We start from the raw sequence: 22,633 nt of genomic DNA, 5'->3' as shown, positions 1-22,633 counted from the left end.
ATCCAGAAGAAGAGAGTCACCATACATAGAAGCAATGATTCAACTAGGTTGTGACTCTCTTCTCACAACGAGTACTCTTTTATATGAAAAGAAGTGTTACAACTTCTATCTATAGTATGTACTTCTTCTTACCAAAATTGCAATACCCTAGCGTAGTATTCACGTAAATGGATAAATGATACGTCAATAAGCTGTAGGATTCAAGCTTGCTCGGGCTCTTTCTGCCAGGTCATCAAAGCTGAAGCAGAGGAAGCAGATCCTTCATGCTATTGATCACATGACCATTCCATGTAGTAAGATCTGCGCGCTGTTGATCATAGGCGTCATGCAGCGGAGTTTGAATTAGAACGGGATGCATTCCAATCGCCTTGGCACCCGATAACTCGCGGTCGCTACCATCACCAACATAGAGACAATCCTCAGGCGTGACATTCAGACATTCAGCTGCTAAACGATAAATACGCGGATCAGGCTTCTGCCAACCCGCTTGGCATGAGAAGATAGGCACATCGATGAGTTGAGCAAAAGGTGTCTGTTCCCACAAATGGACGACATCAGGCGAGCAATTACTGACGAGACCCAGCTTATATCCCTGCTGCTTGAGGGTACTCAAAGTTTCAACAACGCCAGCTAGCGGTTGAAGAGCCTGGCGCGTAAATTCATAGCGCACATTGATAACCTCTTTGAACTTTCCATCCTCTAGCTCAATGGCCAGCTCTCGACAAATAAAGGACAGCGCCTCATCAATAGTCGCCAAGCCACCGGTACTCAACTGTTGATAAGTTCCCTCCTCCCATAGGTAGGTAAAACGCTCATGAGGGGCTTGCATCATCTCTGCCATAGTAGTAACCGCTGTTTTAAAAGCCGTCACCGAAAACACGCCGATCAGAGTCCCAAATAAGTCAAAAATAACGGCCTTATACCTTCCATGCATAAGCAGCCTCTTTTCTTTCCTTCTCAAATGGTTCTATAATTTATTGCTAAAATTTATTGCTAAGTGATAAATAAATTGAGCGCAGCAGGCAAGAAGTTATGTGGCAACCTCAAGCCTCTGCAAGGGGCATCTGTGCCAGCAAGCTAGCTCTATACTGCTCAGCCAGCAATACCAGGGGGAAACGCTGCTCTTCAAGCCGCGTCAAGAGGGCGCTGGCCTCATTCCAGGCCAGGTTATACTCATCATCCGAAATAATGCCTTGCTCCAGGGCCTCATCCAGTTCATCGACATCTATTAATTCAATCTTGTCGCCAGGCAGAAAGATAATATCCAGGTACAGGTCTTCATACCACAACACCCCTTGCTCATCCACAAATGTACGTTTACATATGTCGATATACCACTGCACAATCTCGCCTTGCGCATTAAACATAACCGTGGCGGCGTGCCTGGCTCCCTGCGGAAAGAGTTGCAGCCAGGAGTAGCTATCATCCACAATACAGATACTCTGCCCGGCGTAGGGTACCCAGAGCGGTTCCCGCACCTCATCAAAATAGATCAGGCTCGCATGCCCCTGGAAAGTCTCTATCTCGCTTGACTGTAATACAAATCGGTACTTGCTGATACGCTTCCAGCCATCGCCTCTATCTGCGCGCTTTCTCTTCATTGCACTCCTCTCGCCCGCTTTTTTAAAGCACAGCATACCACAATTTCCCACTCAACAGAGGAGAGAGAACAGCTGGGTCATGCAACCCAGAGTGAGAAATCCCTGAGCGTAAGAGGCTCAGGTCTGGCAGTATATCCACATACATGATATTGTTACATCACGTGCAAAATTTTCATCTGAGAAAAACATGGATTCCATCTATGAGCGAGTCATGGCCTTCTTATCTGACCCATTGTATCAACAAGAAATCTAGAACAGAAAACACATTCGATTTAGGAGTGATATGTTATGCCTCATCTTACATTTACCTATTGCCCACTCTGCGCAACGGCTCTTATCGAGAAAGAAATACATACTATTCGCCGCCTCTTCTGTCCAGGATGCCAGTATATTCACTATCCACAGCCAAAGTTAGTCGCGTTAGTGGTAATTGAACACGAGGAAAAGCTATTGCTACTCAAGCGAAATATAGAGCCAGCGAGAGGTTTATGGAATTTTTGTGGCGGCTATATTGAGCTTGGAGAAACCGTTCAGGAGGCGGTCATACGTGAAGCGAAGGAAGAAGCCAATATTGATATTCAATTAGACAGGCTGATCGGTATTTATGGTGGAGAAGAAGGCTCGAATGTCGTGGCTGCATTTCACGCGCAACTGCTTAGTGATCAGGTCAGTCACTTAGCCGTCCAGCCTGAAGAGGCGAGCGAGCTGGCTTTCTTTGCCTGGGAAGAACTCCCAACCCTCGCCTTTCCCGTCCACTACCAGATCCTACGCGATTGGAAAGCAATTAAATTATAGAGATGCGCTACTGACGTATGCGCCTACGCTGGGAGCTAGCACACTGCCCCTGGGCGTAGGCGCATATGTCATGCGTCCCTCCGCCTACGCGAGGATGGCGTCGATGCGCTGGAGCACCTCATTGCCGAGCTTCTCGACGAAGTTGATAGCCTGCACATTGTCCTCGACCTGCTCGGGGCGGGTAGCGCCGATAATGGCACTGCTTACGCCGGAATTGCGCAACACCCAGGCCAGTGCCAGTTGCGCGCGGTTGGCGCCAAGCTCGTCAGCAATCTCTTTGAGCTTGCGTACACGAGTCACATTGGCGTCGTTGAAGAAGCGATCGCGCGCCCATGTCTCGCGGTGGAAGCGTGTACCTTCATCAATACCTTTATCATACTTACCTGTCAGCATGCCCTGACCCAGGGGTGAGAAGGCAACCAGGCCAATACCACGCGGCTCAATAATTGGCAGAATCTCGCGCTCAACGCGCTCGCGCTCGAGCATGGAATACTGTGGCTGCTCGGCAACTGGTGCATAGAGGTTGTAGCGCTCGCAAAGTTGATAGACCTCGGCGATCTGTGAACCCTCCCACATAGAGGTTCCCCAGTAGAGTACCTTGCCCTGGTGAATCAGGTCGTCCATGGCACGCGCCGTCTCCAGCAACGGAGTCTCTGGATCTGGGCGATGGCAGAAGTAGATATCGATGTAGTCCGTGCCAACGCGCTTCAGGCTCTTTTCCACACTTTCCATGATATGTTTGCGCGAGAGCCCCCGGTCATTCACATCATCGCTCATGGGCCAGAAAACTTTCGAGGCAATTACCAAGGTATGACGTGGGAAATCACGCAGGACCGCTCCCATCTCCTTCTCCGCCTCACCACGACCATAAACATCCGCGATATCAAAATAGTTGATGCCCTTCTCATACGCCGTGCGGATAACCTGCTGCGCCGCCTCCTGGGCTGTTTTCCCCTCACCGTAGTTGATCCAACCTCCCAATGCCACGCTGCTCACTTTTGTACCCGTGTTACCAAGACGACGATACTGCATATATCATAACCTCCATAAAAACAATTTAAACAACGCCTCTACATAGGCATTATAAGCACCTTCGAGCTACAATGTCCAATCAATCCACATCCATAAAAGTCTAAGCTACCTAAGTTTCGCCCAAATTGACGACAGTCCAGCGAGCCAGTGCAGAGCTTGCAAAAAGCAGAGCGATACTCCATAGCTAATGAAGGAACAAAGGAGCTTTCATTAGAAAAAGGAGTATCACCATGAACGAGTCTATCACAACAACAACGAACCATTTCACTGGATGCGCCATCCTGGCCGCCATAGGAGCCAAATTGCAGCAATTGGATGTCTTGAGCCCGATCCGCAAGAGAGTGCAGATCAGGCAGAAAACCATCAAGCATACGCCTCTCGACAAGCTGATGGATGCGTTTATCAGTCTGTTGGCTGGAGCCCATGGACTGGTAGAAATCAACAGTCGGCTGCGAGCCGATCCGGGCTTGCAACGAGCCTTCGGTCGAACCTCTTGTGCTGAGCAGTCGGTGGTGCAAGAGACGCTTTCTGCCTGTGCTGAGGAAAATGTCCTTCAGGTGCATCAGGCGCTCGATGAGATCTACCGCGCTCAGAGCCAAGGCTTTCATCATGACTATCAGGCCGCTTTTCAACTCTTGGACGTGGACCTGACGGGCATGCCTTGTGGACCAAAAGCGGCGTTTGCCACGCGCGGCTATTTTGCAGGACTCTATCATCGCCGAGGGCGGCAATTGGGTCGTGTGCTGGCGACCCAGTATGAAGAAGTCGTGGTCGATCAGCTTTTTGCAGGCAATGTCCAACTGATCAAGGCTCTGCAACCGCTGGTAGAGACTGCTGAGACGACCTTGCAATTGGACGATGCCAAACGCAGACGGACCATTATCCGTGTCGATGCAGGTGCGGGAACCGAGGACGACCTCAATTGGCTGCTCTCCCGAGGCTACGAGGTCATGGCGAAAGAATACTCGGGACGACGTATCACGCGACTGTCTCAAACGGTCAAGGAATGGGTCCAGGACCCCACCTGGTCGGAACGTTCCTTTGGCTGGGTGAGCGAGGAAGCCGCTGGCTACGTCCGTCCCATGCGACGTATTGCGGTACGCTGTCGCAGAAGAGATGGCACATTTGCTTATGGCATTCTGATGTGTTCGCTCTCGATTGAGCAGGTTCTTCCCCTTCTGGGATGGGAGGCATCGCAAGCACCTGATCCCACGGCGGTGCTCTTGGCCTATGTGACCTTTTATGATCAGCGTGGTGGAGGCATCGAAACCTCCTTCAAGGGTGATAAACAGGGATTGGGACTGACGTGAGATTGCCCCGATTTGAAAGAGTCCCTAAAGCTGAGATATACTCGAAGCAGATCAGAAAGGGGCTTATCAATGGGAAAGAGCCAAAAGGTCTACACAAAAGAATTCAAAGAGGAAGCCGTGCGGCTGGCGCAAACATCAGGCAAGCCGATTGCACAAATAGCGCGCGAGCTGGGTATCTCCGACAGCGCGATTCATGGGTGGCGCAAGGAATTAGCAGAACATGGGAAAGAAGCATTTCCAGGCAAAGGGCATCAAACCACGCTTGAGGAAGAAAATCGTCGCTTGAAACGCGAAGTCGAAAGACTCCAGCAGGAGCGTGACATACTAAAAAAAGCAGTGAGCATCTTCTCACGGGAATCCAAATGAAACATCAATTTATTGAACAGCACAAGCATGAATTCTCCATTGTTATCATGTGCGATGTGCTCGGAATCTCGGAAAGCGGCTTTTATGCCTGGCGCAAACGTTCAGCCTGCCTGCGCGAACGAGAAGATGCTCATTTAACGCAGAAGATACGGCAGGTGTTTGTAACTCATCAAGGACGATATGGAAGCCCACGCATTTTGAGAGAGCTGCGTGACGAAGGGATCACCTGCTCACGCAAACGGATCGCCAGGCTCATGCGGCAGAAGAACCTTTCTGCCAGACGTAAACGGCGTCGAGTAGTGACCACAAAAAGAGATATGGCTCATCCAGTCGCTCCCAACCTTTTAAATCGGGAATTTCGTGCTGAAGCGCCAAACAAAAAATGGGTGACGGATATCACGTATATCCCAACTCGACAAGGATGGCTCTATCTCGCGGTCATTTTAGATCTGTATTCACGAATGGTTGTGGGATGGTCGATGTCGAGCAATTGCGATGAGAGATTAATAGAACAGGCACGCTAACCTTGCCCTTGCCCGCCGTCGCCCTAAAGCGGGGTTGCTGCATCACAGTGATAGAGGAAGTCAGTACACTTCAAGAGCGTATCAGGCGTGTTTAGAACAAGCTGGAATACAGTCAAGTATGTCACGTAAAGGAAATTGTTGGGACAATGCCGCGATGGAGAGTTTCTTTGGAACCTTAAAAGATGAATGTGTAGGGGAACGCATTTATTCATCACATGATGAAGCGCGATTAGCACTCTTTACCTACATGGAAGTCTATTATAATCGTGTTCGTCGGCATTCTACACTCGGATACGTAAGTCCACTGAATTATGAGCGGACGGGGAATTAAAAAACATAACGTAACGTTTGACGTAGTACAATTTTTATACTATAATAAAAACGTTAACGTCACGTTGCGTCAAAACATTTTTCACTCTCCTCACCTCAAACCTCTAGAGACTCTACGAAAACGGGGCAAGCTCACTTCATCTGATGTTTGATGATGTGGCCTAGCTCTCAGGTATCCATTCGAACATGTATTGGTTTGGAAAGAGCATACAAGAGATGAACATGTTCTTTAATGATGTGATCTTTGCGGAGTTGCATACTTGGTCAATTCTCACAACAATAAGTGCTAGTTTGCCCATCATAGGAACAACCTTCTTTCTGCTAGCCGATCTCATCAGACGTAAAAACATATGGTGGCAAGATAGCCTGTTTTTTCTTGAGCTTATCATAAGCATCTGGTCTCTTGTGGTTGCTCTCAACTTTTATCAGCAGTGGAATGATATTGTTCGTCATGCCCCAACTCATGGCGTTATTGTTTACGAGCTATCTATTAACGATACCTATCGTGCTGCTATCCAAAGATGCCAAAGTCAATTCGTTATTACTATCATATTGATAGTAATCCTCCTTTTTATTACAGGATGGCGATTATTCCGGCCTTTTCAGCCCAAGGCAGCTTAAACTTAAATCGTGCCCTCAACGTTTCCGCTTCCTGATCTCCCCATGCAGGAAGGCATCGTAAGGGTGGAGCAAATATTTCCGTCACATCACGATCCGATGCCAGCGATTGAGCCAGGAGTTCGCCGCTCTGGAGATTGTTCAGGTAGGTGGTTGTCTTGTTTTTTTCTAGGACCGCATTGTTTGCTGGGGAATCCTACGCGAGAGCCTCTTAGCTCATGGATAGTGTTTGTTCAAAAGAGGTTTTTTCCCGTCAATATATTCTTCTGCTAGGTTTCTGCAACTCTTCTTGGCATTGATCTCCATCGTATTCTCTCTTCACTTTGAAGCACCAACTCTTGCATTTCTCGATAATATACGTTACTATATAGTAACGTGACAAAGGAGTAACCTATATGACGGCAAACGATGACTTGATCTGGAAAGCCTTAGCTGATCCCACGCGACGGCAACTCTTAGATTTGCTGCGGGATCGTCATCAAACCACCAGTGAATTAAGTGCCCATTTTGCTCCTAGACTCTCACGCTTTGCGATAATGAAGCATCTTCAGGTCCTCCAACAGGCCGACCTTGTCGTTGTTCGCCAGCAAGGACGTGAACGGTGGCACTCCCTCAATGCGGTCCCACTTCGTCACGTCTATGAACGCTGGGTCAGTGTGTACGCCTCGGATTGGGCTGCATCCTTAGTGCAGCTCAAACGAGCCGCAGAACATGATCCCTCAACATATCAGGAGGAACGAGCCATGAAAACGTTGCAAATCGAACAAGAAGTGCTCATTGTGGCAGAACCTCAGCAGGTCTTTGAGGCCCTGACGACGCACATTGATGCCTGGTGGATGCAAGGCTATGCCAGTCCCCACTCCACCTTTCACCTGGAACCTCTGGCCGGGGGACGCTTTTACGAGGATTTTGGTCCGGGGAAGGGCAGTGCCCTGTACGCCACCGTGACTTATCTTGAACCTGGCAAGAAGCTGCTTTTGACAGGGGCAATGGCGATGCGTGGTCCAGTGCTGGGAACCGTCCGTTTTGACCTGGAGTCAGAGGCCCACGGAACCAGGCTCAAGCTCTCTCACCACATTCTGGGAACCATTGATGATTCAGATCGTGAGATCTACACCACTGGCTGGCAGGAATTGCTCGGACAGCACCTCAAGCGCTTTGTTGAACAGCACCAGGGCTATCGGGAGGTGTGATGAGGAGCAGATAACCGTCATAGCCAGCTATCCGACTCCAGGACCTGCTCTCCGTGGCTTAGCCTGGGATGGGAACGTCTCTGGCGTGTTAATGAACAACTCCAGCGCTTGTTCAAGCTCGATGCCCATACTCTCTATACTGAAGAGAGTTCGCGGGCTTCATGAAGATGAAACGAAAGAGAGCACATATGGCTGTAACTCAATTGCCCTCCGGGTTCGACATCCTTCTGGTTGAAGCAGATTTCCTTTCGGGAACTCCCCATACCCTGACTATTGGACTCAGCCGACGTTGCTTCAGCAGTGGTGGCCACAAGAAGCCGAGCTTGTGTCGCAAGCCGGAGGAGCCTACCACTTGAGTTGGCCTCAGATGAACTGGCATCTACGTGGGCACTACACTTCTTTCGACCCTGGAAAGCGGCTCGGTTTTACGTGGAAGTGGGATCATGACTCGCAGGAGGCTGGCGAGCGAGAAGTCACGATTATCTTTGAGCCAGTCGCACCTGATGGGACACGGCTTCGCCTCACTCATGGACCCTATATTGACACTCCAGAGGATCAAGAACTCCGTATTGAGCACCACCTGGCTGGATGGAAGCATTTCCTTTCACGCTTACAACAATTGCTTGGAGCATCAAGGTAAGAAATACCGATTCATTCTGGAGCATCGGCTTGCTAGATATATCAGCAAGCGAGCAGCGCCAGAATCGCGGAAGAGCAGGACTGGGCTGACTTACGTGGGATGGAAGCCATTTCTGGTATGCCGATGCTCGGACAGATACCATTCAGCGCCTTTCTTGTTCAGCGCTTCCCTCGTGAAGGTTCAGCACCATGTGGAGAACTGCTGCGCATTACGATGATGGAAAGGCAAGACCACCGTGTCTTTGACACGACCAAGGAGTGTTCTTCTATGGCTAGACCTTCCGTAGCTTCTCACGGGCTTCTCGCAGAGACGTTACTCCCCACGCAGCGCACCTGCCGTCTCTGCCACCATTCGGCACACATCGCGTATTACACCCATCGTACGGTAATGACGCTCAGTGGAGGATATCGCTTGCGTCTCGCTGTCCGCCGCTGTCAGAACCCTGAATGCTTGCAGTATCATCGTCCGTATCGGCCAGAAGAAGAGGGAGGATGGGCACTGCCACACGGAGAATATGGCCTGGATGTGATTGCGCTGGTTGGCATGTTGCGCTATCGTCAGCATCACAGCTTAACGGAATTGCATCAGGCACTCCGCGACCGGGGAATCTCCATTGGAGAACGAACCGTCCTTCATCTGCTGGCGCGCTATGAAGAATTAGTATCCGTCCATCTGGCGAATCAAGACCGTCTGCATAGCATCCTTTCCCAACAAGAATATGTCATTCTGGCCCTCGATGGGTTACGCCCAGATATCGGTCATGAAGTGCTATGGGTCTTGCGTGATAGCGTGTCTGGAGAAATTCTGCTTGCCCGCCCTCTCTTGAGTGAGTGTGAGGCTGATCTGGTTGTGTTAATTACGGAAGTACAAAAGATGTTACCCGTACCAATCCGAGGCGTGATTTCCGATGGGCAACATTCCATTCGGAATGCAGTCGCCTCTGCTTTGCCAGAAATACCCCATCAACTCTGCCACTTTCACTACCTGCGAGAAGCTGCGAAACCCGTCTATGAGGCGGATCGCCATGCCAAGAAGGAATTGAAAAAGCAGGTGCGTGGAGTGCGCCCGATTGAGCGGGTCGTCGAGAAACGGAACGATGACGAAGCTGCGATCATTCGCAGTTATTGCTCGGCAGTACGCAGCTCGCTCACCGATGATGGGCATCCCCCACTTGCTGCCCCCGGACTCACGTTGCATGAACGACTCACGCTCATCGTTGCCTCCCTTGAGAGGGGGGCGAAAAAAGGGGCTTCCCGACGGAACTTGAGTGCCTCCATCAACTTCTGACGAAGGGATTAACTACAACTGCTGCCCTCTGGCCCGATGTGCAAGCTGGGTACGCATGGGTGCATCGAGCTGCACACCTGCTCGCCAACGCTGAACAGCAAGCCGCCAAGGAGGTGCAAGAGAACTACCTGTCCCTGCTCGATGAGATGCGACAGGAAGTAGATACATCTGAACCGCTTCGAAAAATGATTGCCACCTTTCTCAAGGTCACAGACAGTTATCGGCCAGGACTTTTCTTCTGCTATGATGAACCTGATCTTCCACGGACGAACAACGACCTGGAACACCTCTTCGGCTCAACACGCTATCACGAACGGCGAGCCACAGGCCGCAAACAGGCATCACCTGGTCTGGTTGTACGAGGGGCCGTGCGCATTGTCGCCTCGGTTGCCAGCCAGCGCTACCACTTCAAAGGCCCAGAACTCCAACCGTGTAATCTCACGCAATGGCGAGCGTTGCGTCACCAGGTGGAAAATCGCCATGAAGCTCGTCGAGAGCAATATCGTTTCAGAAAGGCTCCTGCGGAATATCTCGTAGCTTTGGAGGAGAAACTTTCCCAGCGAACAATGCGGTCCTAGTTTTTTTCGCGCTTGATCCAGAGACAGAGTTGATTTTCCTCTTGTTTGAGAAGAGAGATCTCGGGGATGTGAGAGGCGCAGCGATGGAGATAAATCAAGAACACAATAAGGTGTCAAGTTCAGGTGTCAAGTAATTTTTATTTGAACACAAGACAGGTCCAGAACTGAAGGCAGTGACGCACACATTTTGATATACGTATCATCAGGGGCTTTCTCAGTTCTATAAAGGCGAGCCGACCAGATCCGTTCCACTTCGCTACACGGAGCTGGCTCGGGTCGCCTAATTTTCTACTTTTTAACGGAAGCGGCCACCAAAGCGACCGTAGCCGCCTCCGTAGAAACCACGACCGTAGCCGCCTCGCCAGCCGTAATAATACGGGCGATAGTATGGGTAGTAGTACGGGCGGTAGTACGGGTAGTAGTACGGGTAGTAGTATGGGTAGTAGTATGGGTAGTAGTACGGGTATTGGGTAGCTGTTGCTGTCTTGCTTGGCATCGTCGTTGTGGTACTGGCGGCTGATGCTGATTGTGTTGAACCTATGAGTAGCAGCAGTGCAAACAGCCCACTGAACACGGTCAGCATAACTACCTTTGTAGAGAATTTCACTGAACCCTCCTTTCTGCATAAAAGCATTAAGTTTGAATTTAATGCTTTTACACTAAGAAAAAACTACTGTTGAGATTCATATGCGCAAGCACTACAAAAACCTTTTACTTCGTATGTTTCTATTCATAGCACCAAGAACAAACTCAAGATACATAAATGTAAATGCAACAAACCCTATGTTGACCCATAAAGAATTATGTGAGAGAAAAAGACAAGAAAATAGACATCAATCAACAGGAAAACATGCTGGAACCGCTTGTAGACTAAAAAAACATTTTCTTATAATACTACAAAATGGAGAGCCGACCAAGGACGTTCTACTTTGCTATACGGAGCTGGTTAGAGTCCCTAATTTATAGGTAATGAACTGGTTTCAAAAGACAAATTTTCTGGTCTACAGCAACCAATAAAACTACTTTACTTCTACCGATCTTCCACAATAAAAGGGTATAAAAAGAATAAAAGGCAGAGCAAAACAAGGAAGAAGCTCTGTCTTTAAATTTACGCAGGACTACACTCTATTTTTCTCCACAGACTCATAAAACTATAAGATAAGGAGTGGTCCAACACATGGGATATACGACCTGGTTTACTGGACACCTGAAATTTGACAAACCACTAGCGCCTCCCCATCTGACCTATCTTCGAGCATTCAATGAAATGCCTCATGTTTACTGGGATGTTGAACTGATAAAAGATGTTCCAGATCCTATTCGTGAAGCCGTAGGACTGCCACTCGGTGAGAATGGATGCTATTTTACAGGGGAGGGCTTCAGAAGCAGATATAGCTTTACCGGCTGTGTCTATCGAGGAGCGCCCGATCCAGGCTACCTGTAATTTGGCCCATAAATTCGCCGAAAGGGGGAGATATGTGTCAATATGACAATTTGGCGATTTTATAGGTCAAAAATCTAATCTTGTGCTTGTAGTCTTTGAGAAAACCAATTCGCTCTCAGTCTTCTTTGCCAAGAATATATCCTTGGGAGAGCAGATGCTCTAGCGGGAGAAAACGTGGAGTTGGCAAGGCACTCCAGGAGAACCATCCGACCTCTGACATCTCACGAGCGGATTTGGCCCGTGCTTCTCCAGAAGCATAGGTTCCCTCCATCCAAAGGGTCACATAATGCTTTCCTTCCTTCTCAAAAATATCATTGGTGATCGTGCAAAAGGTGAGGTCAGTAATCAGCACCCCAACCTCTTCCTCAGCTTCACGAATGGCGCACTCCTCTGGTGATTCCCCATACTCTAAATGGCCTCCAGGCATAGACCAGGTTCCACCTCCATGAGAGTTTTGGCGCTTCATGAGAAGGACATGGTCACCCTTTCTGATAATCACACCAACGCCTACAGAGGGGCGTTCTGACATAAGCTTTTCCTCCATTATCTGTTTTTCAATATGTTTGTCCTTGTCAATCGCCTGTACAGGCCCTCGGGCTAAGAATACTTAATTCTTGGTCTAGAAACAAGGTGTTGACGCATTTTCTGATTCTTACGCAACCTCGCTGATGACAAATGTGGTAGACTGGGAGCTTGAACAATTTTTCTCTCCAACGAGAAGGTGATAACCATTTTCCCCGAACTTTTTGAGCAAGAAGGAACTTCGATGAATAAGTTAACCTCTTACCATATCACATGTAGAATCAGCGAAGTGGCGTAAAAACCGATGGCATGTCCTCATAGGACAGCATATGGTAAAAGCATGGTGTAGACATGATTTGGGTAAATAATGATGAATTGATTCTGCTGCCAGGGAACCATTACCTATGTCAATCCACGATATCAGTCCCACCAGAAGCCCCACACTGAAGAGCTAAGCAATTTGGCAGCTAAATCTTCAAGCGTCTCTATACCTGGGGCGACTCCGATCGTATCGGAGCAGTACGCAAACTGTTCCCAAGCGAGTTGCAAGGCACTCTCTCGATCCTGTGGAGGACGTGATACATACATTGCAACAGTATCACTTCCCATGAACATGATTTCGGCTCCATAATGTTCCTGCCAGTGCTTCATCATACAGACGTGTGCTGGAGAATATGGGCATCCATTCCAACCACCGAAGTTCAGATAGGCCGGAACTCGCCACCCTTCTGTCGTAGGGAGCAATATGAAGGGTTCAAATCGTGGTGCTTCGCTCCCTTTTGTCGTGGAGCTGTTCTTTGGTGTGGTCTTGCCCTGGGTCTTATCCGGCCACTCACCGCGAGGGACATCATGATAGTAAAATGAGCGATACTCTTCGATGCTTTGGTGGACCCAGTTCTCTGCATTGAGGCGTAGTCCCTCATCGATGATCTCGTGTGGAGGACGTCTCTTTCCAGACTGATACTCCATGATGTCTTCCAACGACCTATGAGTCAAGAGCGGCCAGTACCCGGTCACATCGACCAGACTGCGCAATGTCTGCCAAGTTGTAATGTCATTTCTACTCTGGACCTCTCCCTGGTAAGATAGGCCGTCCTCAAAAGCCACGGATGGCAGAAATGAAGACATCCTCGTGTCATACTGTTGGTGAAGCGCCGCAAGTGTTTTTTGATCCATCAAGGTCTCTCATGCATTTTATTTCAGTAAGTTAGTTCTTTCTTGCTCAAAAGTTCGGGGAAAATGGTTATCACCTTCTCGTTGGAGAGAAAAATTGTTCAAGCTCCCAGTCTACCACATTTGTCATCAGCAAACTTGCGTAACAACCAACCTTGCTGGTGAGTAATGTGGTATACCAAAAAGTTGAACATTTTTTCGCTTTTTTTTCAGAGCTTTTTTGAGGACCCCAAAACATCCCATGATCATTTTTCCAGACCTTCCCAATGTTGAAGTGGAAGGAGTAGAGGGAGCCGAGGAGATCATCCTGACCCTACGTACGACATCCCCAACAGCCTCTTGCCCCTCCTGTGGAACCGCATCTTCGCGTCTCCAAAGTCGCTATACGCGGACGTTGCGCGATCTTCCCTCCGTTGGGCACTCCATCCGCCTCATCATGCATGTCCGCCGTTTCTTTTGTAAAAAGAGTACTTGTGCGCAAAAGATCTTCGTTGAACGGCTTCCAGAGCTTTGTCGCCCTCACGCGGAGCCGCACCAAACGGCTGCAAAAAGCCCTTTGTGAGTTGGGACTCAAAATCGGGGGCCAAGCCGGAGCGGATGTAGGAAGTGAACTCGGCATCAGCGGAAGTCGCGATACGATCTTGCGTCTGGTTCGCCAATCACACCCGTCGGCTCAGTCAGCACCACACACTATTGGTCTCGATGACTGGGCACGCAAGCGCAGGCTGCGCTATGGAACCCTGATCTGTGACCTGGAATTGGGCCTGCCCATTGACCTGCTTCCCGACCGCTCGGTCAAAACGGTCTCCGCCTGGCTGCTCAAGCATCCCTCCATCAAGGTGGTCAGCCGCGATGGCTCCTCGGAATATGCGTCAGCTATTCAAAAAGGGGCTCCCCAAGCTGTACAGGTACGTGACCGCTGGCATTTGGTGAAGAATCTAGCTGCATGTGTCTCAGTGCAATTGACCCAAAGCCTGATGCAACTGCGTCGTGCTGAGCAGGCAGAAGCCAAGACCCTCGACGGGCAGCAACCCTCACCTGAGCGTCAAAGTCATCCCAGGACACGCGGCTCCGAAACGAGCACAACACGCTCGTCAAGCGGAGCGAACAGCTCGTTACGAGCAGATGATGGCACTGCAACAGCAAGGGATGAAAAGCATTGAGATTGCGGCTCACATGGGCATGGCACCACGAACCGTTCGGCAGTGGCTTGATCGGGGAGATATTCCTTATTCCGGTTCCCGCAAGCCTCGAGCAAGCCTCATCGATCCCTACAAGACCTATCTCCTGGAACGCTGGCAACAAGGGTGTCGCCAAGGAGCACAACTGGAAAGAGAACTGAGAGCAAAGGGATATAAAGGGTCACCACGAGCCATCTATCGCTACCTGGAGACGGTAGATGCGTTGAGCTTTCCTGCCCGCAAAAGCAGTTCCCCATCAGCGACGAAACCGCTCAATCCCTTGTTGGCTCTCTCGGCACCACAGGCCACCTGGCTCTTTTTCCGCAAGCAGGAGGATTTGCGCGGAAGAAGAACAAGAGAACCTTCGGCAGTTGAGGCAAGCGAGCCCACACCTTGAGACCGCCTACCAACTGGTGGAGATGTTTCTTCACATGGTGCGTAAGCGCACTGGAAAACAGCTTGACGCCTGGTTGGCAGCGGTGAAAGCCAGCCATCTTGAAGCGTTTGAGTCCTTTGTGACGGGTGTGCAGCAAGACAAAGATGCCGTTCTTGCGGGATTGACGTTACCTTGGAGCAATGGTCCTTTAGAAGGAAATGTGAATCGGCTTAAGCTCACCAAAAGAAGTATGTATGGTCGCGCCGAAGTCGATTTGCTCAAGCTTCGTGTGCTCTATCAGAGCAAAACGAGTCGAGACAGAAAGGACAAGAAGAAAAAGATGCAAGGGCAGCAGGTGGTTCATCTGAAGAAACCACAGAGCATGAAAAACGATGCAAACTCTCAGCATATCACAACTGCGATCAGCAAGGTTGCGTAAGATTCATTTTATGGTCTTTCTGACACTACCTTGGTCCTCTAGCACCTGGAAAACCAACACGCCGTTGCGATTGGATACCAAGCGACGATGGAGCAGAGTTAGAGGCCGGTGTAGATAAATTCTATGGGTATATTGAATGGCTCCAGTATCTACTCGACCATTTTATTATTTCTTGGGGCTACGAGCTAAACGGCTCATTGGATTGGCATGGAGAATTCGAAGAGGATAAAGGACGTATAGCTGTCACGAAAAATAAATTGACAGTAACTAGATTCAACTTAGACGAACAGGGAAAATAAGCCTGACCAGAAAAAACAAATAAGGTGTCAAGTTCAGGTGTCAAAACCTTTCATTAGAAAGGTCAAAGAAGCTCAGAACCGGACGCAGCATCTCCCACCCTTAGATACTGCATATATCTAAGCTCCTTCTCAGTTTTTCCATTGCTGTACACATTGTTCTGCCATAAAAAAACACGTCGGTAGCTCAGATTTATTCCCGGGAGGAGCCATTAATCAACGCGGAGTTGCTTAAGTGCCTAGCGTTGCTGGCGTTTATTATGCAGAAAGCGCAAGGCAGGCATAAATGTCTCCTTCTCTGAAGCTAGTATGTATCTCCCCGCGCTAAAGCGCTGGGGGTTCCAGGGATTCGTTCCACGCTTCCAGTCCTTCCCACTGATGCAGGAAAGCTGGCTCTTGTGGTGGTTCCCCTGGACTTTTGGACAGACGCGCTCCGGCTCTGGGGATGCCAAAGCTTCGGGGCAAGGACTGCCCCTCTCTCGCGCGTTGTGCTAGACGCTCGTGTGCTGCCCGCAGGCGCGCTTCCGCACCCTCCCAATACCCCTGGTACCGGACACACGAGGGAGTGGGTTCTGCTGGATCGAGATAGGCGGCAAGGAAGGCCGAATACAGGTCGCGTTGCACCGGTCCTACGCCGCATTCGCAGTGATGCCAGCGCTGAGAAAGCGGCTTCTTGACCCGTCTGCCACAGCCGTGGCACCATTGGCTCAGCGCCGTCGTGCATGTGGGAACCTCGACCAGGATGCCGCCCGTGCTTGCAACGGTGCGTCTCAGGAGTTCCACAAACATCCCTGGTGCTCGCAGTCCCACGCTCTTGCCGAAACGTTTCTGCCATGCCTTGTAGGAGACCTTTTCGAGGATGATGGTCCTGCCCAGCGCGACCACCTCGTGCACCTTGCGGCCGTGCAGGCTCTTGCGGTGCGCCGCCAGCTTGCGCTCCTTGGTCGCCTTGCGCCGCCGGGTCGCCTGGTAGCGCTTGCTGTTCTTCCAGGGCAGACGCTTCTTCCCCTGTTTCTTGACGCGCCCCTTCTCGTCGTAGTGCTCTGGATTGCCCGCTCGCCGCTGCCGATCCATCTGCCGCTGCAAACGGCGAATGGCACAGGCCTCAGGAGCCAGTTCCGCGCAGAACACCTGCAAGCTCGCCTCCCCTTGCTGGGGAACGAGCGCCAGGGTCGAGGGTCCCAGGTCAGCCCCAACGATGCCCTGGCCAATCGTGTGCTTGGGTTTGTGGTGGGGCTTGCCCTCCAGGGCCAACTGCACGACGTAGCGAGAGCCCTGTGCATCGGCTCCGGCCGCTCTGGGGCTGCTGGCGGGACGTTGGATGAGGCGGGCGTACTTGATGCGGTGCCTCAAGCCATGGGTCACCACCTCATCCTTCCAATTGATGAGGGCGGGCAACTGGTCTCCGTTCCAGAGCAAATAGCCGGCGTTGCCTTCAGAGGCGGGCTGCAGGACAAAGCGGAGACTGGTATCGTTGCGCTTATTCTCGATGCTGGAGAGGCCACGTCCTCGGCTCTTGAAACGCACCCGTTTCCCCTTGCCCAGACAGACGCGGTTGAGAGCGCGGTAGGCGCGAGTGGGCAGGGTTTGGGCGAGCACGGCCTCGATGTGCGCGGCAATCCAGCCCACGCGCAGCCTCTTGACGGCTTCATGTAGCGCGGCTTCGGAGAAGCCATGCGCCTTGCGCAAGGCGGAGAAGGCTGCCACTCGTTCCGCTTTGTGGGTGCGAGGAAGGGTGCGGGCCTCTTGCCAGGCTGGGTCAGACCGCATGCGGCGCAGGCGCTGTTGTCCTTGGGAGAGGATGGCGTTGTAGAGCTGACGAGCGGCTTCCAGATGAGCGCGCAGGCGGGCGGCTTGCCCTGCATCGACGGCCAGGGGCAGTTCCAGCAGAAAGGTGGGCGTCGCCGGTCGCTTCTCCTGCTGTTCCTTCTGTTTGCGTTGTCCCTGACACTTCTTCGGCATTCTTGCCCCTTCTTCGAACATACACGTGATCTCGATCCACTGACGTCTATTGTACCAGAGGAACGAGAAGAACGCTAGTTCTAGGTATCTGACCCTGCTCTCTTTCCTCTCATCCAGCAGAGGCGGCGATTCATCCCCGGCATCAATGACCGGGGCTTTCTTGCCGCGTTCTCTGTAACATACACACTTATGCTCTGTCTTCAGAAGAGACACGTATCACTAGCAGAGAATGATTACCTTTGAAAATGTTTGAAGCACCTCGCCTCTGCGAGTACCTACATCCTTTTCACAACATCGTCTGGAGATATGACTATACTATAGGCAGATAGCAATCAAACGGCTATCCCGTTACAGAGGTATGGGTTGTCCGTGCAGAAAGGCCTGCGGTCTTTCTGCACGGACAACCCATACCCCTGCGAGCCACATAGTGGCCAGAAATTTCGAGGAAGTGTATCATCCCTAATACTAGAAAGTGTGCTTAGAGTATGTGTCATCCAGGTGATAATAGCGGTTACAATCACGAGACCGAACAGAACGTAGAGCTACCAGGGAGTGGTCGTACGATCCCAACCGTCGCCTATGGCTACCAGCCTGGTGAACAGCGGCCAGCCGTCATTATCTTACATGATATCTATGGCGTGAACCCTTTTTATCGCGATATGGCCCGGCGTCTTGCTGAGCAGAGTTACGCAGCTCTATTGCCAGATCTCTTCTCGCGCGAGGGCAGCATCCCTAATCGCGACCACGAGGCCGCTATCACCCGCTTAAGCAAGAGTAGCCTTGCAACCCAACTAGAAGATGTTCAGTCCATCGTTACTCAGCTCAAAAGCGAGGGACGCAAGGTGGGTGTCATCGGCTTTTGTCTGGGTGGCACGCTGGTGATGCACGCAACATCACGCACCTCGGTCATTGACGCGGGCGTTATCTACTATGGCTTCCCAGTCAACAATAATCCCATTCCCCAGCGACGCGAGAGCCCTATCGACGAAGTAGAGCAGCTCCAGGCTCCCCTCATTGGTTTCTTTGGCGCGGACGATACGGGCGTGGGCGTTCATAATGTCCTCGCATACAAACAGAAGGCTCTGGCCGCCCATAAAGATATTGACTTCACCATCTATCCCAGCGTTGGCCACGCCTTCCTGACCTTTGAGCAAGAGGGACCAACCGTCGCCGCCAGCCAGGAGAGCTGGAGCAAGGCCCTGGCCTTCTTAAAGAAACATCTGTAGAAGAGAGCAAAAGCCCGCTACTGGGGTAGCCGCGTACGCCAGTAGCGGGCGCCTACTAATTACTGTTTCTGCCTCAGAAAACACTTGCCAGGCTACTAATATACCCTGGAACTTTAATTAATAGCACATGGCAAAAATTTTTCCTTCCCACCATCATTTGTCTTTGCTCTCAACTATGGCCCGGCTTCGGCGGTCACACTTCTCCCATGTTCGTATGTAATCCTCAGCCGAGCGGAAGAGGGGAATCAGGTCTTCATGCGTCAGGCCAACGTTCTTCAGGTCCTGGAGCAGATCGGGCAGCAGACCATAGTGCGCGACGCCATCTAGGTTGATGTCAAAGTCGCGCTCACCCGTATAACAGCGCTTGAGAGGAGGATTATCTCCCTCCATCTGCTCCCAGCGCCGCCAGATAGTCATTACCCTGGGATACATCTCGTGGACTGGCTGTGGATCACGCTCCGTCGTCCCCGGTTCCTGGCCCGTTTTCACCAGGAAGGCGACGCGTTGCTCCCACGGCTCATTCCCAGTGAGGAGGCCTGGCCGCTCCAATTGCGCATCATCCAGGGCGAAGAAACCCTTCGCAAAGTGTACCGCTCGATTAAAATAGTTTAGAATATTCGGACTTTTCCAGGGATCACAGCCCGCTTTGTACAGGCCAATAGCCTGCCAGACATCACGCTGTAAGCCATCATAGACATCGCCCTCAAGCACGCCTTCAAAGCGGTAGTGATGAGTATTAGCTAGAGGCTCATCATAGCGCACGCCGTTCCCCTGCGCCTCGACCTGCTCTCTCCTCAAGGATCTGCGCCTGGGATCGCGCCCCATGCCCGGCACATCATAGTCCAGGAAGTAGCTTGCGTTCAGGCCAAAGCGCGGAGCGTTAAACTTGGCGAACCCATTAGTATCGGTGCCAAAGCCAACGCCACGTCCACCCATTTTCTCGACAGCGTAGAGATACGCCTGCGCCCAGGACTTAGACGAGCCAGCACAGTCTCCGCGCACCTTCCCCTGTAAACTGGGAATGACCTCGCCTACTTCCCGCACATCGGCCTGGCAGGCAAGTGGCCCCACGATCCCTCCCAGTTTGGCGATACGTTCTATCTGCGAGGCCGTCTTCAGGCCTTCGCTGGCACACTTCTGATTACAGGCTGTCTCTTCATTGCGCTTCAAAGCCAGTTCGCGAAAACCTGTATGTCCAGCGACCACGGGATAGTCATACTGCTCCACCAGGTCCAGCGTCGCTTCAACAGCTTTATGAGACATATGGTCAACCTCTATGAGCATCCCCAGACTCATCATCTGGCACAATAAGAAGTGTCCCAGTTCGGTCAAGCCCTTACCATTCATATGGCCTCCACTTACCTGGCGATAAGGCGGGTTGTAGCCCTGCATCACACGCGCGATATCGATGGCCAGGCCCGGATCTTCCTGCAAGCGATACTCTATGCCATAGACGCTGCCATCCTCAACCTCGAAATAGTCCTTATGCAGATGATGATTGACCAGGCTAAAGAGATCGTAATAGATCGCCGAACCAGAGAAGATATTATCCGCCATATGCACAGGGAAGAGGTGGCGTACGCCGAGATTATGATAGAGGTGCGCAAGGTAGGTGCTGATCTCCTCTTCCGTGGGCAGTTGCGGCTGCTTCCAGTTCCCTAGCGAGTCTACCTCCACGCCAAGTACGATAGCCAGTTTGTTCTGGTGAATAATCCGTCGGGCCTCGGTGGGCGTATAGGCTATCTCCATCCAGTCATGATACCGGGCCGCCAGTTCTTTCATGGCCTCGATCTGGCGCTCAACCACGCTTTTATCATCGTATGGCTCCTGCCCATTGTAGCTGTTCGCCAGCATCTCATTATTGACCGCGTGCGCGACCAGCAGGCGTAGACCACCATCAAAAGCACGCCGTATCCAGTCGATATACATTTGCTGGTGTACAAGCGTGGTAAAGCGTGGCCAACCATCAAACTGGGGATAGCCACCAACCAGGTGTCCTACATTTATGCCATAACCAATCTGCTCAAAGAAGGACATTAAGATGCTGCTGTGGCGACCAGCGATGCCTGTACCGGCGATGCCATGAGCCTTCACACACTTCGCCATAGCCTCATCTACAGGGCCATCCGGCTGCCCCCAGAAGATGACACCCCCAAAGGCCAGGTGCGCCATCGGATGCGTATGCAGATCGGCGTAGCCCCACACGGGCGCATCGGGATCTATTTCGCCCGCCTCCGTCTCCAGGGTCAACGGAGCCTCAGCCGAGAAACACACATCAGCGACATTAATATGCTCGCTGATCGAACTATCGCTTATACGCACACAAGCCCACTCGCCCACGAACTTCTGGGCATAGAAGACCACTCTCCGCATCATCTCATGGCCACGGCTCGTAGCTTGAAATACCTGGAAGAAGTCGCTGTTCTCCCTAGCTATATAAATTCTGGAATAGCTATCGCTCAGGCAAGAACTATTACTCTCGCTGGCCTTGATCAGGAGAGAGATGCTACAGGCATCGTTGACGTCACTACCACCAAGCAGACAGGTAAACCAGGGAGAAGAGGCTTCGAGGATAAATGTCTCTGACGTCAGGGTGCCCGTTAAATGATCCTCTGTGCTAATCCAATACTCGCCCCGCTGACCCACGGGATATGGACCATCCCAGTAATCTCCGCCCAATGGCACAAGCCCCGGCTTGACCTGGCTCGCGCGAAAGCGGTCACCGCGCACCGGCTGCTCACGAAAAGCCTCGCCCTCAGCATGCCATCTCGACAGATCACCCCCAGCGAAATCTAGACGTAGCTTTCGCTGCGTCTGCTCGCCTTCAGACACTCGATCACTCGCCCCACAAGCACAATTCCCCGCTACAAACTCTTGTAAACACACCCTACACTGTAACATATCCACAACAATCTTCCTCCCCACCACAGCGCCAACGTTTTCTCTAAAAATAAGCTATCCACACCTCCAAAGTAAATAGGAACCGTTTACATATGCAACATTGTTACCACAAACATCGTTTAGACATGGAGCGTCAGCACACCCTCAGCTTCAACCAGGCGTTGAGAAAAATCGCTGGCCATATCGACATAAGCATACCCGAAACGTTCAGCTTCCTGGCGAATGAATGCGCTCCAGCACGGGACATCCTCCACGATCTGGCGGCGGAGTTCCTCAGGCAGACGACCATACCCCGAGCGCCCTGCATATTGATTGAGATCCTCCAGCGTCAGACGAGAGCATCCTAGAAACACTGCGCGGATCGGATACTGAGTCGAGAGCTGTGCTACCTGCGCTGGAAGAAAGTCGACGCCTTCGATCACGTAATTATCTACAAGCGAGCTAACGCCCCAAACAAAGCGCTCTAAATACGGGAAAAACCATTGCGCATTCGTTGTGATGGCCTCGGGGGCCGCGTCCCACTTCATTTTGCGACCGGCAGCGTTCGCAACTCTCAAGAGTTCCATCAGAAGGTCCGTTGAGACCCACCCAACTTTTAAGGTGGTGCAGAGCCGTTGACTCAGGAGACTCTTCCCTGCCCTGGGGGCTCCGACTATGAAGTAAATCATGTCAAGCCTCTTAAATGACACAACGGGCTTTAGCCCGCCGCAAGCTGCGCCGTTTCAACGACGGCAGTGAGGCGTGTCCCGGCTTTAGCCCTTGCATAGCACAATATAGAACATATGTTTGACAACTCCAACGTATTGCAGTATACTCTAAAAGAGACACATATATTTTTT

22 protein-coding genes and 1 pseudogene are annotated in these 22,633 nt (G+C 51.3%); 14 read left to right on the top strand and 9 right to left on the bottom strand.

Going from position 1 to position 22,633, the window contains the following annotated elements:
* Positions 1-232: 232 nt before the first annotated feature.
* Together KRAC_RS64080 and KRAC_RS48635 are read right to left on the bottom strand one after the other, a co-directional pair.
* The gene (locus KRAC_RS64080) at positions 233-934 is read right to left on the bottom strand and encodes an HAD family hydrolase (RefSeq protein ID WP_007919977.1); all 702 of its coding nucleotides are present in this window, start codon (positions 932-934) and stop codon (positions 233-235) included.
* A 109-nt stretch (positions 935-1,043) separates the two neighbouring features.
* Complete coding sequence (locus tag KRAC_RS48635; RefSeq protein ID WP_007919975.1) at positions 1,044-1,601, bottom strand: ribonuclease FAU-1 family protein; 558 nt, start codon at positions 1,599-1,601, stop codon at positions 1,044-1,046.
* A gap of 288 nt (positions 1,602-1,889) precedes the next feature.
* Between KRAC_RS48635 and KRAC_RS48630 the strand changes: the two genes are divergently transcribed.
* Positions 1,890-2,396 (top strand): NUDIX domain-containing protein, encoded by a 507-nt coding sequence (locus KRAC_RS48630; protein WP_007919974.1) that lies wholly within the window; start codon positions 1,890-1,892, stop codon positions 2,394-2,396.
* A gap of 84 nt (positions 2,397-2,480) precedes the next feature.
* Here KRAC_RS48630 and KRAC_RS48625 read toward each other — a convergent pair whose 3' ends face one another.
* Positions 2,481-3,428: an aldo/keto reductase family protein gene (locus KRAC_RS48625; protein WP_007919972.1), complete on the bottom strand. Its 948-nt coding sequence runs from the start codon at positions 3,426-3,428 to the stop codon at positions 2,481-2,483.
* Between the two features lie 230 nt (positions 3,429-3,658).
* Between KRAC_RS48625 and KRAC_RS48620 the strand changes: the two genes are divergently transcribed.
* The 7 genes and pseudogenes from KRAC_RS48620 to KRAC_RS69780 all read left to right on the top strand — a co-directional run bounded on the left by KRAC_RS48620 (position 3,659) and on the right by KRAC_RS69780 (position 10,274).
* The gene (locus tag KRAC_RS48620) at positions 3,659-4,738 is read left to right on the top strand and encodes a hypothetical protein (RefSeq protein WP_040447367.1); all 1,080 of its coding nucleotides are present in this window, start codon (positions 3,659-3,661) and stop codon (positions 4,736-4,738) included.
* 69 nt (positions 4,739-4,807) lie between these two features.
* A pseudogene (locus tag KRAC_RS80365) lies at positions 4,808-5,959 on the top strand (IS3 family transposase).
* 221 nt (positions 5,960-6,180) lie between these two features.
* Positions 6,181-6,579, top strand: a complete 399-nt coding sequence (locus KRAC_RS48605; RefSeq protein ID WP_169461041.1) for a hypothetical protein — start codon at positions 6,181-6,183, stop codon at positions 6,577-6,579.
* A 392-nt stretch (positions 6,580-6,971) separates the two neighbouring features.
* Positions 6,972-7,769, top strand: coding sequence for an SRPBCC domain-containing protein (locus KRAC_RS67965; RefSeq protein WP_007919967.1), 798 nt, complete (start codon positions 6,972-6,974; stop codon positions 7,767-7,769).
* 188 nt (positions 7,770-7,957) lie between these two features.
* The gene (locus KRAC_RS74150; RefSeq protein ID WP_007919965.1) at positions 7,958-8,125 is read left to right on the top strand and encodes a hypothetical protein; all 168 of its coding nucleotides are present in this window, start codon (positions 7,958-7,960) and stop codon (positions 8,123-8,125) included.
* Positions 8,095-8,409, top strand: coding sequence for an SRPBCC family protein (locus KRAC_RS48595; protein ID WP_040447364.1), 315 nt, complete (start codon positions 8,095-8,097; stop codon positions 8,407-8,409). The genes KRAC_RS74150 and KRAC_RS48595 overlap by 31 nt, the downstream gene beginning before the upstream one ends.
* 387 nt (positions 8,410-8,796) lie before the next feature.
* Positions 8,797-10,274 (top strand): transposase gene (locus tag KRAC_RS69780; RefSeq protein ID WP_085954444.1). Its coding sequence is split into 2 segments (ribosomal slippage): positions 8,797-9,670 and positions 9,670-10,274, totalling 1,479 coding nucleotides; the frame shifts between segments, so codons are not numbered across the junction.
* Positions 10,275-10,569: 295 nt separating this feature from the next.
* Here KRAC_RS69780 and KRAC_RS74985 read toward each other — a convergent pair.
* Entirely contained in the window at positions 10,570-10,881 is a 312-nt protein-coding gene (locus tag KRAC_RS74985; protein ID WP_007919955.1) for a hypothetical protein, read from the bottom strand.
* Between the two features lie 570 nt (positions 10,882-11,451).
* Between KRAC_RS74985 and KRAC_RS48580 the strand changes: the two genes are divergently transcribed.
* Entirely contained in the window at positions 11,452-11,718 is a 267-nt protein-coding gene (locus KRAC_RS48580) for a hypothetical protein (protein ID WP_007919954.1), read from the top strand.
* 115 nt (positions 11,719-11,833) lie between these two features.
* Here the strand turns inward: KRAC_RS48580 and KRAC_RS48575 are convergent, their stop codons facing one another.
* Together KRAC_RS48575 and KRAC_RS64065 are read right to left on the bottom strand one after the other, a co-directional pair.
* Entirely contained in the window at positions 11,834-12,247 is a 414-nt protein-coding gene (locus KRAC_RS48575; protein ID WP_007919952.1) for a nucleotide triphosphate diphosphatase NUDT15, read from the bottom strand.
* A 413-nt stretch (positions 12,248-12,660) separates the two neighbouring features.
* Complete coding sequence (locus tag KRAC_RS64065; RefSeq protein ID WP_007919950.1) at positions 12,661-13,416, bottom strand: DUF4253 domain-containing protein; 756 nt, start codon at positions 13,414-13,416, stop codon at positions 12,661-12,663.
* A gap of 238 nt (positions 13,417-13,654) precedes the next feature.
* On the opposite strand from KRAC_RS64065, the gene KRAC_RS80360 reads away from it, so the two are divergent.
* From KRAC_RS80360 to KRAC_RS48555, 4 genes are read left to right on the top strand one after another with little or no spacing between them, the layout of a single operon-like run.
* Positions 13,655-13,975 (top strand): transposase family protein, encoded by a 321-nt coding sequence (locus KRAC_RS80360; RefSeq protein ID WP_075164576.1) that lies wholly within the window; start codon positions 13,655-13,657, stop codon positions 13,973-13,975.
* Positions 13,887-14,576: a transposase gene (locus KRAC_RS48565; protein ID WP_040447361.1), complete on the top strand. Its 690-nt coding sequence runs from the start codon at positions 13,887-13,889 to the stop codon at positions 14,574-14,576. Before KRAC_RS80360 ends, KRAC_RS48565 begins: the two co-directional genes overlap by 89 nt.
* Positions 14,563-14,991: a hypothetical protein gene (locus tag KRAC_RS72910; protein ID WP_040447359.1), complete on the top strand. Its 429-nt coding sequence runs from the start codon at positions 14,563-14,565 to the stop codon at positions 14,989-14,991. The genes KRAC_RS48565 and KRAC_RS72910 overlap by 14 nt, the downstream gene beginning before the upstream one ends.
* A complete protein-coding gene (locus KRAC_RS48555; protein WP_052569237.1) occupies positions 14,966-15,409 on the top strand; it encodes a transposase in 444 nt (147 codons plus the stop codon). The genes KRAC_RS72910 and KRAC_RS48555 overlap by 26 nt, the downstream gene beginning before the upstream one ends.
* A 620-nt stretch (positions 15,410-16,029) precedes the next feature.
* On the opposite strand, the gene KRAC_RS48550 is transcribed toward KRAC_RS48555, so the two are convergent.
* Positions 16,030-17,667, bottom strand: coding sequence for a hypothetical protein (locus KRAC_RS48550; RefSeq protein WP_007919948.1), 1,638 nt, complete (start codon positions 17,665-17,667; stop codon positions 16,030-16,032).
* Positions 17,668-18,152: 485 nt separating this feature from the next.
* Between KRAC_RS48550 and KRAC_RS48545 the strand changes: the two genes are divergently transcribed.
* Positions 18,153-18,893 carry a dienelactone hydrolase family protein gene (locus KRAC_RS48545; protein ID WP_007919946.1) on the top strand — a complete coding sequence of 247 codons (741 nt, stop codon included), beginning with the start codon at positions 18,153-18,155 and terminating at the stop codon, positions 18,891-18,893.
* Between the two features lie 153 nt (positions 18,894-19,046).
* Here KRAC_RS48545 and KRAC_RS64060 read toward each other — a convergent pair whose 3' ends face one another.
* Together KRAC_RS64060 and KRAC_RS48535 are read right to left on the bottom strand one after the other, a co-directional pair.
* Entirely contained in the window at positions 19,047-21,794 is a 2,748-nt protein-coding gene (locus KRAC_RS64060; RefSeq protein WP_157507998.1) for a membrane dipeptidase, read from the bottom strand.
* Positions 21,795-21,913: 119 nt separating this feature from the next.
* The gene (locus KRAC_RS48535; RefSeq protein ID WP_007919939.1) at positions 21,914-22,462 is read right to left on the bottom strand and encodes a hypothetical protein; all 549 of its coding nucleotides are present in this window, start codon (positions 22,460-22,462) and stop codon (positions 21,914-21,916) included.
* Positions 22,463-22,633 lie beyond the last annotated feature (171 nt).

The organism is Ktedonobacter racemifer DSM 44963, assembly GCF_000178855.1.
In the GTDB taxonomy this organism is placed as follows: domain Bacteria; phylum Chloroflexota; class Ktedonobacteria; order Ktedonobacterales; family Ktedonobacteraceae; genus Ktedonobacter; species Ktedonobacter racemifer.
The sequence above is the reverse complement of the archived record's forward strand: the minus strand, read 5'-3'. Positions and strand labels throughout refer to the sequence as shown.